General features: G+C 72.6%; 14 protein-coding genes. 4 read left to right on the forward strand and 10 right to left on the reverse strand.

Going from position 1 to position 14,815, the window contains the following annotated elements:
- Positions 1-48 precede the first annotated feature (48 nt).
- A complete protein-coding gene (locus tag AC3ET3_RS05110; RefSeq protein ID WP_435611694.1) occupies positions 49-1,983 on the reverse strand; it encodes a hypothetical protein in 1,935 nt (644 codons plus the stop codon).
- 49 nt (positions 1,984-2,032) lie between these two features.
- Positions 2,033-2,533 carry a tetratricopeptide repeat protein gene (locus AC3ET3_RS05115; RefSeq protein WP_432155774.1) on the reverse strand — a complete coding sequence of 167 codons (501 nt, stop codon included), beginning with the start codon at positions 2,531-2,533 and terminating at the stop codon, positions 2,033-2,035.
- Between the two features lie 150 nt (positions 2,534-2,683).
- Here AC3ET3_RS05115 and AC3ET3_RS05120 point away from each other — a divergent pair, with 150 nt between their 5' ends.
- Positions 2,684-3,088, forward strand: a complete 405-nt coding sequence (locus AC3ET3_RS05120; RefSeq protein ID WP_432135677.1) for a hypothetical protein — start codon at positions 2,684-2,686, stop codon at positions 3,086-3,088.
- Positions 3,089-3,190: 102 nt separating this feature from the next.
- On the opposite strand, the gene AC3ET3_RS05125 is transcribed toward AC3ET3_RS05120, so the two are convergent.
- The 6 genes from AC3ET3_RS05125 to AC3ET3_RS05150 form a co-directional block, all read right to left on the reverse strand.
- Positions 3,191-4,717: a DUF1996 domain-containing protein gene (locus AC3ET3_RS05125; protein ID WP_432135676.1), complete on the reverse strand. Its 1,527-nt coding sequence runs from the start codon at positions 4,715-4,717 to the stop codon at positions 3,191-3,193.
- Between the two features lie 172 nt (positions 4,718-4,889).
- A complete protein-coding gene (locus AC3ET3_RS05130; RefSeq protein ID WP_432135675.1) occupies positions 4,890-5,546 on the reverse strand; it encodes a LuxR C-terminal-related transcriptional regulator in 657 nt (218 codons plus the stop codon).
- Positions 5,531-6,817 (reverse strand): sensor histidine kinase, encoded by a 1,287-nt coding sequence (locus AC3ET3_RS05135; RefSeq protein WP_432135674.1) that lies wholly within the window; start codon positions 6,815-6,817, stop codon positions 5,531-5,533. Before AC3ET3_RS05135 ends, AC3ET3_RS05130 begins: the two co-directional genes overlap by 16 nt.
- A 129-nt stretch (positions 6,818-6,946) precedes the next feature.
- Positions 6,947-7,972: an NAD-dependent epimerase/dehydratase family protein gene (locus tag AC3ET3_RS05140; RefSeq protein ID WP_432155772.1), complete on the reverse strand. Its 1,026-nt coding sequence runs from the start codon at positions 7,970-7,972 to the stop codon at positions 6,947-6,949.
- 136 nt (positions 7,973-8,108) lie between these two features.
- Positions 8,109-9,140 carry a glutamine synthetase gene (gene glnII, locus AC3ET3_RS05145; protein WP_432135672.1) on the reverse strand — a complete coding sequence of 344 codons (1,032 nt, stop codon included), beginning with the start codon at positions 9,138-9,140 and terminating at the stop codon, positions 8,109-8,111.
- 422 nt (positions 9,141-9,562) lie between these two features.
- Complete coding sequence (locus AC3ET3_RS05150) at positions 9,563-10,018, reverse strand: MarR family transcriptional regulator (protein WP_432135671.1); 456 nt, start codon at positions 10,016-10,018, stop codon at positions 9,563-9,565.
- A 79-nt stretch (positions 10,019-10,097) separates the two neighbouring features.
- On the opposite strand from AC3ET3_RS05150, the gene AC3ET3_RS05155 reads away from it, so the two are divergent.
- Positions 10,098-10,985 (forward strand): alpha/beta fold hydrolase, encoded by an 888-nt coding sequence (locus AC3ET3_RS05155; protein WP_432135670.1) that lies wholly within the window; start codon positions 10,098-10,100, stop codon positions 10,983-10,985.
- Positions 10,986-10,988: 3 nt separating this feature from the next.
- Here the strand turns inward: AC3ET3_RS05155 and AC3ET3_RS05160 are convergent, their stop codons facing one another.
- Together AC3ET3_RS05160 and AC3ET3_RS05165 are read right to left on the reverse strand one after the other, a co-directional pair.
- Positions 10,989-11,699 (reverse strand): RlpA-like double-psi beta-barrel domain-containing protein, encoded by a 711-nt coding sequence (locus AC3ET3_RS05160; protein WP_432135669.1) that lies wholly within the window; start codon positions 11,697-11,699, stop codon positions 10,989-10,991.
- A gap of 136 nt (positions 11,700-11,835) precedes the next feature.
- Complete coding sequence (locus tag AC3ET3_RS05165; protein ID WP_432135668.1) at positions 11,836-12,198, reverse strand: arsenate reductase family protein; 363 nt, start codon at positions 12,196-12,198, stop codon at positions 11,836-11,838.
- Between the two features lie 143 nt (positions 12,199-12,341).
- Here AC3ET3_RS05165 and AC3ET3_RS05170 point away from each other — a divergent pair, with 143 nt between their 5' ends.
- Together AC3ET3_RS05170 and AC3ET3_RS05175 are read left to right on the forward strand one after the other, a co-directional pair.
- Positions 12,342-12,983, forward strand: a complete 642-nt coding sequence (locus tag AC3ET3_RS05170; RefSeq protein ID WP_435611695.1) for an HAD family hydrolase — start codon at positions 12,342-12,344, stop codon at positions 12,981-12,983.
- 101 nt (positions 12,984-13,084) lie between these two features.
- Positions 13,085-14,272, forward strand: coding sequence for a helix-turn-helix domain-containing protein (locus AC3ET3_RS05175; RefSeq protein ID WP_435611696.1), 1,188 nt, complete (start codon positions 13,085-13,087; stop codon positions 14,270-14,272).
- Positions 14,273-14,815 lie beyond the last annotated feature (543 nt).

Genomic DNA, 14,815 nt, shown 5'->3' on the forward strand with positions numbered 1-14,815 from the left:
CGCCCATTTCACGGGCCGGGCCGCGCGGTTCACCTCAGCGCTGATCGTTCACTTCAGCGCGCTGATCGCCCCGCCGCCCTCCAGGGTGCCCGCCAGCCCGGCCTGCGCCCCCTGCTTCGCCGGCAGCGCCAGCAGATGACCGTCGCCGGACCCCTTCACCCCACCGGTCGCCCGGATCGACTCGGTGTCCTTGTCGCCCGCCGCGAGCAGGTACCAGGACCCGCCCTCCGACTTCCACAGCACCCCGGCCAGGACGTGCGGATCGCGCGGACCGCACGCCGGGACGTCCCCGGCCTGCGCGGCCACCGCACCGAACAGCCCGCCCGGCACCGCGAACTGCGCCTGCGCCCGGGTCCCGTCCCCGCGCCAGGTCTCCGCCCTGGTGCACACCCAGCTGCCGGTCCCGCTCCCGTCGGGCAGCGGCTGGCTCGCGTACCGCCAGGCGTTCACACTGCGCACCCCGAGCCCGCGGACCGTGCCCAGCGAGCAGGCGAACGGCGCCCACGTACGCAGCGCCTCCGCGCCCGTCACGTCCTTCGCCGCACCCGGCCGGCCGGTGGTCAGCCGCGCCGGTACCAGCTCGCCGAGGTCGCTGAGGAGGTGCGAGCCCCGCGCGTCGGTCACCCGCAGCACGTTCCACGTGGTGCACGCGCCGGAGCGGGTGGCGGGGCTGGACATCGGCGAGGTGACACCCTGGGCCAGGGTCAGGTCCATCTCCCCGGCGCCGGGCTTCGACAGGTCCCGCTCGGCCACCCCGGTCACCCAGGGGGCGGTGAGATAGCGGACGTTGCCGTCGGTCCGGGCCAGCACCATCGCGCTCGCCTCGGCGCCCGCCGCGCCGTCGACCCGCGCGAAGTCCAGCGCCGCCCCGGCGGTACCGTCCTTCGGCTCGGCGTAGCGGGCGATCCGCAGACCGTCGTAGAGGATCACCACGCGTGCCCGGTCGACGGCCCCCGCGTACAGCAGCTGGGGCGGTCCGGCCGGGCCGCCCGACGGGGTGCCGGTGGTCGCCGAGACGCGCACCCGCTCCCCGGGCCGCGCCCAGACGGCCAGGGCCCGCCGCAACAGGGCCGTGTCACCGGTGAGTTCGCCGCGCGCCGGCCAGACGGAGAAGTCGGTGCGCGAGGAGGTCTTCCAGGCGACGGGGGAGACCTTCACCAGCCGGCCCGGGTCGAGCGCCGCCTCGGCCGCCGGGTTGCGCGCGTACGACGGGGCGGCGGCGCCGTCGGCGCCCCAGCCGCCGCCGGGCAGCGCGATCAGCGCCCCGCACACCGCGAGGGCGGCCGCCGCGGCGAGGGCGGCCTTGGCGTGCCGTCGGCGGCGCATCAGGTCGGTGGGCCGCGCCTGCAGCGAACAGGGGTCGAACTCGGGAGACTCCAGCAGCGCGTGGTCCGCGCCGACGGCGTCCGCCTCGGCGAGCGCCGCGTCCGCGTCCTCGACACCGCACCCGGCGAGCACCTCGCGCACCGCACCGTCCGGCAGCCTCTCCAGACCCCGCAGGACGTACGCCGCCCGGCCCGGGCCGGACAGGGCGGCCAGCCGCTGGTCCAGCGCGAGTTCGTCGGCACCGCCGGAGCGCGGGAACAGCCGCAACCCCCACACCTGTGGCAGCAGCGGCGGCAGCTGCGCACGCTTGGGCCGGGCCACGCGCATCAGCGGCAGCCCCGCCTCCAGCGCCGAGCGCACCACCCGCCGGCGGACGAAGGCGTACCCGGGGTCGCCGTCCCGGTCGGCCGACTGGGACGGGATGACCGGCACCGCCGACCGGCCCCTGGGCAGCGCCCGCTGGGCCAGGGCGTGGGCGGTCAGCACCCGCCGGCCGCGGCCGAGGCCCGACGGCAGCACCAGGTAGGCGAGCCGGACGAGACGCGGATAGTGCTCGACGAGCGCGGCCTCGGCCTGCTCGACGTCGACGACCCGGTCCGCGCGGGGACCGGGTCCGGAACCGGAGGCGGGGCGCTGGGCGACATCCTGTGACTGCACGTCCCTCAGAACGAGCGCGGCGGGCGTTGGTCACCGGCACCCGGACGACTCAGTCCTCCGGGTGAACCAGCGCCCGCGCGTAGTGCGCCATCGACCGCTGGTAGCGCGGCAGATGGGGGGCCAGCGCGCCGAGCACCAGGGACAGCCCCTCGCGGTCGCGGCCCAGACTGGACAGGCACAGCGCGAGCACGGCTCGCACCGCGTCGTCCAACTCGTCCGAAGGGCCGTCCAGTTCGGGCGTCAGCAGTTCGACTCCCTCCTGCGCGCGGCCGAGGTTGCGCAGGGAGCTGGAGAGCTGGATCCTCGCCCGCCGGCCCCGGTAGCCGTCGAGCCCGAGGGCGAGCGCCTCCCGGTACAGCGGCACCGCCTTGTCCGAATGCCCGGTGGAGTCCCAGGCGCAGGCCCGTTCGAACGGGGCGAACGGATGCTCCCGCGGCAACTCGTCGGCGAGCGCACCGATCAGCGCCCGGAACTCGGGAGCGGTCTCTTCGGTGTAATCGTCGTACGTGGCCCAGGCGGCGGCCACACGGTCTTCCCAGTCCTGATTCACCGGGCCAGGGTCGCACGCCCGTGGAGGACGCGTCGGCCCGGGGACGCGTCGGAGAGGGGCGCGTCGGAGGGGGACGCGTCGGCGGAGGCGCGTTGAGCGGTCCGCGGGCGGCGGCCGTATCCAAGTCCAGGCCCCTGCAGGGAGGAAGACATGAAGGTGACCCGACCGATGCTCGCCGCGGCCGGTGCCGCGGCGGTGCTGGCACTGGCGGGATGCGCGTCCGGCACACCGGAGGCGGCCCCGGTGCCGCAGACCGCGACCGGCAGCCTGGAACGGCTGGCCGCGCAGGTGAAGTGCGCGCCGGACATGCAGACCGACGCCGACGAGATCCGCCAGGCCGTCTGCCAGAACGCCGACGGCAGGTTCGTACTGATCACCTTCGCCACCGACCGCGGGCTGCGCGAGTGGGTCAACACCGCCAAGGACTACGGCGGCCACTACCTCGTGGGCCGCAAGTGGGTCGCCGTGGGCGAGACCGGCACGGTGAACGTGCTGCGCGCGACCCTCGGCGGGGACATAGAGGAGGGCACTGACCACTCGGCGCACGTCGGCTGACGCCGCGCACCACGCACCGCACGCGCCGAGCCGGGCACCCGCACGGACGAGAGCCGGCGGTGGGGGATCCCCACCGCCGGCTCTCGGTCCGTCAGGCCCGCGTCACGCGCAGCGCTGGCCGCGGTTGATGCAGTTGGCGATCTTGTTCGCCAGGTTGTTCTTGGTGATGCTGATGAAGTCGTCGTGGTCGGTGTGCGCCTTGTGCAGCTGCTCCGGGAAGCCGTCCACCGCGAAGGCGTTCTTCACCTGGCCGTTCTCGATGACCGGCCGCGGCACGTCGTAGACCAGGCGCATCGTCAGCTGCGGGATGGCCTTGAAGCCGTTCTTGCAGTTGCCGTTGGCGTCCGCGAAGTCCACGTGGGTGCGGTGGTTGGCGCTGTCGATGTTCTGGCCGTCCCAGCAGCTCTGGAACGCGAACGACCGGACCACGCTGCTGCCCTGCGGGCACAGCGGGTACTGCTCCGTCAGCTGGACCTTGTTCTCGAACCCGGTGCAGCTCCAGTGCGCGTTGGCGTTGGCGAAGCCGTTGGTGGTGGTCTTGGCGTCACCGGTGATGATGCGCAGGAACTGCGGCATCGGGACGACCTTGCTCTTCGGGCTGCCGACGTACTTGATCTGGACCGACTTGGCGGTCAGGATCCGGCCGACGTTGCCCTCCTTGCCGCCGCCGTCCTGGTTCTGGTCGAACTCCTGGGTGCCGTCCTGCAGACGCAGCACCGGCCAGTAGTACGACGACAGGTCGCTCTTGTTCCGGCAGCTGGTGCCGCCCTGGAGGAACGTGTCGTTGTTGGAGTTGGCGTTGATCTTCTGGTTGCCGATGTAGTCGTGCGTGTGGTGCGCGCCGTTGTTCACGCCGGGCGCCACGATGACGTTGTCGGTGTTGTAGTTCTTGTTGGCGTTCACACCGCAGCTGGTGCTGAAGCTGCCGGTGGAGGCGTTGCGGTTCTTGCGCGGCTTGGCCGGCACGTTCGGCTGGACCTTCGTGATGTCGACGAAGTCCGCGGCGACGGGGCCGTTGCCGGCCTGGCCGCCGATGCCGCCCTGCTGGCCGCCGTCGTTGTTCTGACCGCCGTTGTTCTGACCGCCGTTGTTGTCCCCGCCGCCGTTGTTCTGGCCGCCGTTCTGGCCCCCGTCGTTCCCGCCGGCGTTGGTCTCGGCGGTCTGGGTGGTGCAGCCGGCGAACTGCGTCATGTTGTCCGGGGCCCGGCCGCCGGACCGCTCGATGTTGATGCGGATCCGGTCGATCGTCGCGATGCGCTTGTCCCGGAGCGGGCCGACGATGGCGTTCTGCACGAAGTTCGCATCCCCGGCCTGCGCCCGGCGGGTGGACGAGAGCCGGGCGTACGCCTCGGTGATCTGCTTGTCGAGGTTCGCCAGCTCCCAGGCCACGCCGGAGCGGGCCCCCTGCGGCACATCGGTCAGCTGCTGACCCACATCCGGACAGGAGATCGTCGCCACCCGGGCGGCGGCGGCCTTCGTCTGGTTCTGCTTCCACCCGTTGTTCGACTCATGGGCGGAGGCGTAGAAGTTCGCCCAGATCAGCCCGCCCCCACCGAGCGCTAGGGCCGCCGACGCGGCTATGGCCTTGTTGGCCATCGACGAACGGCGTTTACGTGTGTTGCGTCCCATGGAACTCCTCTGACTTCCTTGCGGGGCAGCATCGAGGCGCCCGACAGGAGTGAAGCGGCGCCCTCCCATACGGACGCCGTCCCGGAGGTGTTCAGCCACCCCGGAAATTTCCTGCGGACCCGGTGCTCCCGCTGGGTCACAACTGCCTCACTGGCCAGGGGAATTGTGCAGGTCAGCGGTCGTCGTCCAGATGGGCGAGCACGGCCAGGACGCGTCGGTTGTCGTCGTCCGACACCTCCAGCCCGAGCTTGACGAAGATGTTCGCGGTGTGCTTGGCGATGGCCCGCTCGGTCACCACCAGCTTGCCGGCGATGGCCGCGTTCGAGCGGCCCTGCGCCATCAGCTCCAGCACCTCCCGCTCGCGCGGCGTCAGCCGGTCCAGCGGCCTGCCCTCGCCCCCGCCGCGCCGGGCCAGCAGCTGCTGGATCACCTGCGGGTCCATCGCCGTACCACCGGCCGCGACCCGCCGTACGGCGTCCACGAACTGCTCCGCGTCGAACACCCGGTCCTTGAGCAGATAGCCCACCCCGCCGGTGCCGTCGGCGAGCAGCTCGCGGGCGTACAACTGCTCCACGTGCTGGGAGAGGACCAGCACCGGCAGGCCGGGCCTGGCCCGGCGGGCCTTCAGGGCGCACTGCAGGCCCTCGTCCGTGTGCGTCGGCGGCAGCCGTACGTCCACCACCGCCACGTCCGGCGACAGCTCGGCCAGCGCCCGCTCCAGCTCCGGACCGGACTCGACGGCGGCGGCGATCTCGAAGTCGTAGGCCTCCAGCAGCCGCACCAGACCGTCCCGCAGCAGGAACAGGTCTTCGGCTAGGACAACGCGCACGGAATCTCCATGGTGACCATGGTGGGGCCGCCCGCGGGGCTGCTGACGGCCAGGACGCCGTCGAATGTACCCAGTCGCCGCTCGACCCCGGCCAGCCCCGAGCCCGCCCCGACCGCGGCACCGCCCCGGCCGTCGTCCGTGACCGTGATCCGCAGCAGGCCGTCGGCGTGGTGCAGGTCCACCCAGATCCGGTCGGCGCCGGAGTGCTTCACCGCGTTGGTCAGCACCTCGCTCGCCGCGAAGTACGCCGCCGACTCCACCGGCGCGTCCGCCCGCCCGGGCAGCTCCACCGCCACCTCCGTGGGCACCGGCAGCCTGAGCGCCAACGCCCTCACCGCGTCCCCGAGTCCGCGCTCGGCCAGGACCGGCGGGTGGATGCCGCGCACCAGGTCGCGCAGCTCGGCGAGAGCCTCCGCGGAGGACCGGCGGGCCTGCGCCAGCAACAGCTTGGCCTGCGCGGGGTCCTTCTCGACGAGTGCCTCCACCGTGCCGAGGTCCATGCCCATCGCGACCAGCCGGGCCTGGGCCCCGTCGTGCAGATCGCGCTCGATCCGGCGCAGCTCGGCGGCGGAGACGTCCACGGCGTCCCGCCGCGTCTCGGTCAGCACCCGCACCCGCTCGGTGAGTTCGGCCTGGCCGGAGCCGAGGACGGCGCGGGTGAGGCGGAAGTGGACGACCATCAGACGCGCCGCGTACCGGTAGGCCACCCAGAGCAGGACCGCGGCCAGCGCCGCGGCCGCGAACGCGGTCGCCTGGCCGCTCACCGGCACGAACCCGTACCAGTACGGCCCGTACTCGCCGTAGGCGCCGCCCGTCATGGCCCGCCACAGCCCGAACGGCAGCGCCAGCCCCTCCAGGGGGTACAGCACCAGCACCGCCGGAAGCAGCGCGGTGAAGAACCCGGCCGTCATGTCCACCGGCAGCCACAGCACGTCCCGCCGGACCTGCGGGTCGCGGAGCATCCCGAAGGTGCGCGTCCAGGGGTTGGCGCCCTCGGGCAGCGGCCGGTACGCCGCCCGGATCTCCACCCCGCACCACTCGGCGGCGAGCCGGCGCCGCACGTCGGCGAAGGCCCGCACCGCCGTCAGCACCGCCGGGGTGGTGACCAGCCCGATGCCGATCGGGATCAGCCCCACGGACAGGACGGTCAGGACGAAGCAGATGATGGCGATCGGCAGCATGGCCGTGGCCAGCGCGAGCCCCCGTGCGACGGTCAGCAGCATCTCCCGGGCACCCGCCCGGACCCCGCCGTCTCTCGTGTCGGTCTTCATGCCCTCAGTGTGCCGACCGCCCCGGCGCCGGTCACTGGCCCGATGCCCCCGGTCAGGGGTGGTGCCAGGTACACCCCGGGCCCGCGCGGCACGCCCCTGCGCCGGGCGGCCCCGGTGCCGTACGGGTCGTCAGCTTTCGTTCCCGGCAGTGCCGAGGGACGCGAGGACCTTCGCCTCCAGCTCCGGGTCCAGGCCCTTGGGGGAGCGGTCCGCGCGCATCGGCGCGGTGCCCCCGATCTCCCGCAGCCACCGCCAGGTGTCCGCGACGGTCTCCGCCACCGGCCGGCACGACAGCCCCGTCGCCAGCGCCCGCGAGACATCGGCCGAGTGCAGCGCGTCATGCAGGTCGCTGCCGGGCGGCACCCACACCGGCAGCTGGGTCCACGGCTCGATCCCGGCGTCGAGGATCACCCGGGGGTCGGCCCAGCGCAGGACGGCGCCGGAGCCGGTGACGGCTGCGCACGCGTCGAGCAGCTCCCCCATCGTGGCGTGCCCCTGCGCGCTCATCAGGTTGTACGGCCCGCTCAGCCCCTGTTCGACCGCCCCGAGCAGCCATGCCGCGAGGTCGCGGACATCGACGTACTGCAGGGGCAGCTCGCGCGGGCCGGGCGCCAGCACCGGCCCGCCGCGCGCCATCCGGGTCAGCCACCACGGCAGCCGCCCGACGTTCTCGTACGGGCCCAGCAGCAGCCCCGCGCGCACCAGCACCGAGTCGTCCGCGCCGAAGGCGTCGACGGCGGCCAGCTCGCCGCCGCGCTTGTCGTGGTAGTAGTCGGTTCCCTCGGCGTCCGGCTCGGCGCCCTCCACGACCGGCGCGCTCTCGTCGTACCCGGCGGGCGGTGCCCACGCGTACACCGAGCAGCTCGACACGTACACGTACCGCCCGGCGCGCCCGCGCAGCAGCCGCGCCGCCTCGTGCACCGCGCGGGGCGCCCCCGACCAGGTGTCGACCACCGCGTCCCAGGGCCCGTGCGCCGGACCGGCCGCCGCGGCCAGGCCACCGGGCGCCGTCCGGTCCCCGGTCAGCGTCCGCGCCCCCGCCGGGACCGGGGCCCGCCCCCGGCTGAACACGGTCACGTCCCAGCCCCGTGCGACGGCCACCTCGACCAGCGCCCGTCCCGCGAACCTCGTCCCGCCCAGCACCAGAAGTCTCATGCCCCGACTCTGCCGGGCCGGCCGTGCGGGTGGGAACAGGCTTCTGCCCTGGGCAGAGCACCGCCGGTGTGGCGGGACAGGCGTGAGGGGCGCCCGCCGGTGTGGCGGACGCCCCTCACTTCGGCCGTGGGCCGGATCAGACCTGGCCGGCCTTCTCCAGGGCCGAGCAGCAGGTGTCGACCAGGAGACGGGTCACGAGGTACGGGTCGACGTTGGCGTTCGGACGGCGGTCCTCGATGTAGCCCTTGCCGTCCTTCTCGACCTGCCACGGGATGCGCACCGAGGCGCCGCGGTCGGAGACCCCGTAGGAGTACTTGTCCCACGGGGCGGTCTCGTGCAGTCCGGTGAGGCGGTCGTCGATGCCGGCGCCGTAGTTCTTGACGTGGTCGAGCGGCTTGGAGCCCTCACCGAGCGACTCGCACGCGGTGATGATCGCGTCGTAGCCCTCGCGCATCGCCTTGGTGGAGAAGTTGGTGTGCGCGCCGGCGCCGTTCCAGTCGCCCTTGACCGGCTTGGGGTCCAGGGTCGCGGCGATGTCGAAGTCCTCGGCCGTGCGGTAGAGCAGCCAGCGGGCCACCCACAGCTGGTCGGAGACCTCCAGCGGCGCCAGCGGGCCGACCTGGAACTCCCACTGGCCGGGCATGACCTCGGCGTTGATGCCGGAGATGCCCAGGCCCGCCTTCAGGCAGTTGTCCAGGTGCGCCTCGACGACGTCGCGGCCGAAGATCTCGTCGGCGCCGACACCGCAGTAGTAGCCGCCCTGCGGGGCCGGGAAGCCGCCCTTGGGGAAGCCCAGGGGGTAGCCGTCCTTGAAGAAGGTGTACTCCTGCTCGATGCCGAAGATCGGCTCCTGTGCCGCGAACTTCTCGGCGACCTCGGCCAGCGCGGCACGGGTGTTGGACTCGTGCGGCGTCATGTCGATGTTCAGGACCTCGCACAGGACGAGGATGTCGTCGCCGCCGCGGATCGGGTCCGGGCAGGTGAAGACCGGCTTGAGGACACGGTCCGAGGCGTGGCCCTCGGCCTGGTTCGTGGAGGACCCGTCGAAGCCCCAGATCGGCAGCGCGTCCAGACCGGCGGGCTCGCCCGCCATGATCTTGGTCTTGGAGCGGAGCTTGGCGGTCGGCTGGGTGCCGTCGATCCAGATGTACTCAGCCTTGAAGGTCACGGGCCACTTCCTTCGGGGTGGGTCTGACGCACTTGCGGGTGCTGCGGCGCTGCGGCACTGGGGCGCCGCGCTTGATGCCCGCGAGCCTGTCAACAGGCGATTTCCCGGCCATTGCTCGTGTGTGAACCCCGTGTTACCTGGTGGTGCGGTGGCCCGGCTCACGCTGTGAGGGCACCGGCCCCGTCGTTGAGTCGGCAGGGCGGGTGCCCACGGACCCGCCCTGCTGTCCCGCCCCTGCGGCCGGGGGAGGCGGCTCGTATGCGATGGGATCGTGCGAGGCGGGCGAGTGCCGGAGGGGCCCGCGTCCGTCGGGGGACCGGTTCCTGCTCCTGCCCGGCCGTCCGCCTCCCGCACGCTCGCCACCGCGTCCGTCGGGGGACCACTCCGCGGCGTCCGCCACCGCGTCCGTCGGCCGGCCTGGTTCACTCCGCCCCGCCGGCCGCCTCCCGCATGCCCGCCAGGAACCCTCGGATCGCCGCCCGCTCCCGTTCGTCGTAGCCGCTGAGCAGCTCCACCGCCCGCTCGATCAGCGGCCCGAAACGGGCCCGGCCGAGCGCCACGGCCCGTTCCTCCAGCTCGACGACCACCTGCCGCCGGTCCCGCCGCCCCCGTACCCGCCGCACGTGCCCGGCCCGCTCCAGGCGGTCGATCAGCGCGGTCGTCCCCGCCGAGTTCAGCCCGAGCGCCGCGCCGAGCCGCCCGGCCGTGAGCTCCTCGTCCGCGCGCGCGGCGTCCATGAGGGCGATCAGGGCGCGCACGTCGGTGGGATGCATGCCGTTGTCCTGGGCGAACCGGGCGCTGTGCAGGCCGAGTTCGACGGTCACCGCGCGCAGCAGGTGAACGATCTCCATCGCCTCGGCCGACGGTTCGGCTGTCATGCCCGGCTCCCCTTTGTCTCGCTCAGCGAGTATCTTCGAAACGACTGTCTCGCTCAGCGAAATAATAGGGGGTACGGCGATGAGCGCCCACGACGGTGACGCCTTCCGGGCGGCGTACGACAAGGTGCTGGCGAAATGGCCCGCGGACCGGGAAGCGCTGGACGTGCCCACCCCGTACGGCACCACGCACGTCAACGTCTGCGGCCCGCGCGACGCGCCCGCGCTGGTGCTCCTGCCGGGCGGCGGGGGAGCGACCTCGGCGTCCTGGTACGCACAGGCCGGTGAACTGGCCCGGACACGGCGGGTGTACGCCGTCGACCTCGTCGGAGCGCCGGGGCTGAGCGCGAGGGGCGGCGACCGGCCGCTGCGCACGGCAGCCGACCTCTCGGCCTGGCTCGACGCCCTGTCCGACGGGCTGGGCGTGGCGCGGGCCGACCTCTGCGGGCACTCCTACGGCGCCTGGATCGCCCTGCAGCACACGCTGCACGCGCCCCGCCGGGTGCGCCGTCTGGTCCTCCTCGACCCGACCCAGTGCTTCGCCGGGTTCCGGGCCGCCTACCTGTTGCGTGCCCTGCCGATGCTGCTGCGGCCCACCCCGCGCCGGGTGCGGGCCTTCCTCACCTGGGAGACCGGGGGAGCGGCTGCCGGGGGAGCGGAGCTCGACCCCGACTGGCTGCGTCTGCAGGAGGCGGCGGCCGGCTTCCCGGCGGCCCGGCCGGTGACCGGACCGCGCCCGTCGGCGGACGCCCTGCGCGCGCTCGACCTGCCGGTCCTGCTGCTCGTGGCCGCGAACAGCAGGACGCACGACGCCTCGGCGGTGACGGCCCGGGCCGGGAAGGTGCTGCGCGATGCCGAGACGGAGATCCTGCCCGGCGTCTCGCACCACGCGCTGCCCCAAGGCGCCTCCCCGGCCCTGGGCCGCCGCCTGAGCGACTTTCTGAGCGACTGCGCTACATCGTCGTCCTGAGCATCACCCCACCTTCTCGATCAGCGCCCGGCGGATCAGGAACTTGCCCGGCTCGCGGACCTGCTCGAAGGCCGCGTTGTTCAGCAGCACACAGCTGCCGGAGACCGAGGTCACCTCGACGGTCGTGGACTTGTCGTTGTCGAGGTTGGTCACCTTCAGCCGGGTTCCGGCCGGGAACTGGTTGCTGGACGCCGCGGGCGCACCGCCCTCGCCGGAGAGGGTGACGGTGGATCCGTTGCACACCTGCTGTCCGGTGGCGGCACCGCCGGCGTTTCCCGCGTTCTGGGCGGGCTCGGACGGCGCGGCCTGCTGGCCGCCCTGCCCGGCCTGGTCGCCCTCGCCGCCCTGTCCGGCCTGACCGCCCTGCTCGGCCTGACCGCCGTTCTGCGCCGCCTGGGAGTCCTGAGCCGACTCCCCCACGACGCAGCCCGACGCCTTCTGCTGGACCTTGATCTGCTCGATGACCGCCTGCCGGTTGGCGATCCGAGCCTCCGACTGGGCGTCCGGGGCGGCCCGTTGTCCCTCGATGAACCGCTCGTTGTTGCCGAGCGCGGTGGCCAGGCCCTGGCAGACGGTGGACTCCGCCGCGGTCTGCGCCGGCGGGGCGGCGTTCGAGGTGCTCGCCAGGACGAAAGCGCCGCCTCCGGCCATCGTCGCCGCGGTCACCAGCAGCGCGAGCTTCTTCTTCTTGCTGAGCGTTCTCCTGCGCGACATGCGCGCCTCCTGAAGAGGTAGGGGAGCGTACGCCGCTATGTACGAGATACCGAACGGGATGACTCAGCCGGTGACAGGAGTCGGTGAAGTGACGTGAGTCACGCGGCAGTTGGGCCCCTGGCCGCCAGGATCGGACTCACTTCCGGGACAGCGCGTCGCGCACGGCGTCCTCGGAGCGGGCGACCACGGCCGAACCGTCGTCCGCCGTGATGATGGGCCGCTGGATCAGCCTGGGGTGCTCGGCCAGCGCTCCGATCCACCGCTCCCGGGACGCGTCGTCGCGCGGCCACTCCTTCAGCCCCAGCTCCTTCGCCGCGGGCTCCTGGGTGCGGGTGATGTCCCACGGTTCGAGCCCGAGCCGCGCGAGGACCTCCCGGATCTCCTCGGCACTCGGCACGTCCTCCAGATACCGGCGCACGGTGTAGTCGGCACCTTCGGCGTCCAGCAGGGTGAGCGCGCCCCGGCACTTGGAACAGGCGGGGTTGATCCAGATCTCCATGGGGGGCACGGTACCGGCGGCACGGCCAGACGGATCCTGTGGCCAGGGGCTTTGTGCCGGGCCGCCGACAGGGGCGCGGCAGAGCGCCGCACCCCCGTTCCCGCGGCGGGCCCGCACCGGAAAGGGAGCCGTACGCTCGCAAGGTGATTGAGACCATCGTGTTGGACATCGGCGAGACGATCACCCGAGACGACCGGTACTGGGCTTCCTGGGCAGACTGGCTGTCTGTCCCGCGCCACACGCTCTCCGCGCTCGTCGGCGCCGTCGTCGCCCGCGGCTTGGACAATGCCGAGGCTCTCCGCCTGATGCGGCCCGGGATCGACGTGGCCGCCGAGTACCGTGCGCGCGAGGCGGCCGGCCGTGGTGAGTACCTCGACGACAGCGACCTGCATGAAGACGTACGCCCCGCCCTGGCCGCCCTCCGGGCAGCTGGCGCGCGCGTCGTCATCGCGGGCAACCAGACGGTCCGGGCAGGTGAACTGCTGCGAGGTCTGGGCCTGCCCGCCGACCTTGTTGTCACGTCGGGGGAGTGGGGCGTGGCCAAGCCGCACCCCGAGTTCTTTCAGCGGGTGCTGGAGGTGGCGCAGGCTCCGGCCAGGGCCACGGTGTATGTGGGGGACCATCCGGCCAACGATGTCTTCCCCGCACGTGCGGCAGGACTGCGTGTGGCGCACCTGCGGCGCGGGCCGTGGGGGCATCTGTGGGCGGGTGACCCGGAGGTGGTGGCCGCAGCCGACTGGTGCATCGACAGCCTCATGGAGCTTCGAACCATCGTGGGGGGCTGATGAACAAGCCCCACCCGGACGGGGGTTGGTGAGGCCGTTCCTGTACGCGTGGCGCCCCCGTGCGAGTACGGTCCGAAGCGGGTGCGTCGAACGGAGATGTCATGGCCGCGAACACCGATGGCGGAGTGGGCCGAAGGATCGCCTATTATCGCAGCGTCAGGCGGCCGAAGCTGACGCAACAGCAGCTTGCCGATATGTCCTGTGTCGCACTCGGGACCATCCGGAAGATCGAGAGAGGCGAACGAGGCGTTACCGAGGCCACCCTCGAAGCCATCGCTGCCGCGCTCGGCGTCGACTCCAGCAGCCTGCGCACCGATCGCAGCCCGGCACACACCCGCGTACGCGACGCGCTTCCTGATTTGTCGGCTGCCATCGCCGCGTACGACCTTCCGGACGACGGCTTCGTCCGCCCTGTACAGGAGCTGCGGACGGCGGTCAGCCAGGCCGTGACCTGGAGGCTGGGCGCGCAATACTCCCGCATCGCCCGAGAGCTGCCCGACCTGCTGACCGAGCTTGCCCGCGCCTACCATGGTGCGGTCGCCAGTGAGCGCGCCGAGGCTGCCAGTCTGCTGGTCAGCGCCTGCCGGTCCGCCGACGCCGTCGCCTACAAGTTCGGCGCCCGGGATCTCTCCGCTCGTCTGATCGACCTCATGCGCTGGGCAGTGCCCGAGTCGGGTGATCCGCTCCTGACGGCATCCGTCGCGTACGTCCGGACAGAGACCTTCCTCGCAGCCCGCTTACATGCCGCTGGACTGCGTGCGTTGCAGCAGGCTGTGGATGCCGTTCCTGCCCCGTCCACGTCGGCCGAAGCCGCCGTGGCGGGCACTCTGCACATGAGGGCTGCCGTCGTCGCAGGCCGGGCGCGCGACGATGCGGCGGCTACCGACCACCTCAGCGAAGCCCGTGCTCTGGCGGACCGCGTCCGTGAGGACGTCTACTACGGCACCGCGTTCGGTCCGGATTCCGTGCGGATCCACGAGGTGTCCGTCGCTGTCAGCCTCGGAGACGACCATGTCGGCCGTGCCCTGGACGTGGCCAGGGAGTGGAAGCCGCCGAAGGACCTTCCGGCTGAGCGGCGCTCAGGCTTCTACATCGAGCTGGCGCGCGCCCAGCTGTGGGCAGGGCTGTCCGACGACGCCTTCGAATCTCTCAAAGTGGCCCGTCACATCGCTCCTCAGCACACCCGAGAACACCGCTGGGTCCGTGAGGACGCCGCCACCCTACGTCGACTGAAGCGAGCCGACTCCGAAAGCCTCACCAACTTCGCCGAGTGGTGCGCCGCTACGTAGCAGGCGTCCTCGGCTACCCCTGACAGGGGTACTTGTGGTCTTCTCCTGCCCCCACCATCTGTTGCACGCGCAGAACCCAGCGGATGGAGGCGGGCATGCCCGACGTGCTCCACATCGTGCCCACGGTCGTCAGTGGGGACGTGATCATCGCCCGCCTGCATGGCGAAGCCTGCTTTTACTGCGGGGCAGTGAACAAAGCGCTGCGCGAGGCAGGACACGTCGTGGTCCGTGGCAGCACCCGAGTGTGGCCGATCGTCACATGCGGATGTCGTACAGCGGTGCCGCCGTGTGACTGCCGCATGGAAGCCACAGACCCCCGCGACGGGCTAGGTCCGGGGGCGTGGTCAACGCTGACGAGGAGCGCCGACAGTGCCCACAAGTAGCACACCACGCGCCGCAATGGCAGAGCGCGATCAGGTACCTCACACCGGCCGGCAGCCTGGCGGCCTGACGATTCGCGTCTACACCGTGAACCGAGCGGGCACGATCACCGCCGACACCGGCCCGCGCCTCGTGCCGCCGGCGCCCGGCTCGCTCCCGGCC

The organism is Streptomyces sp. bgisy159 (assembly GCF_057707805.1).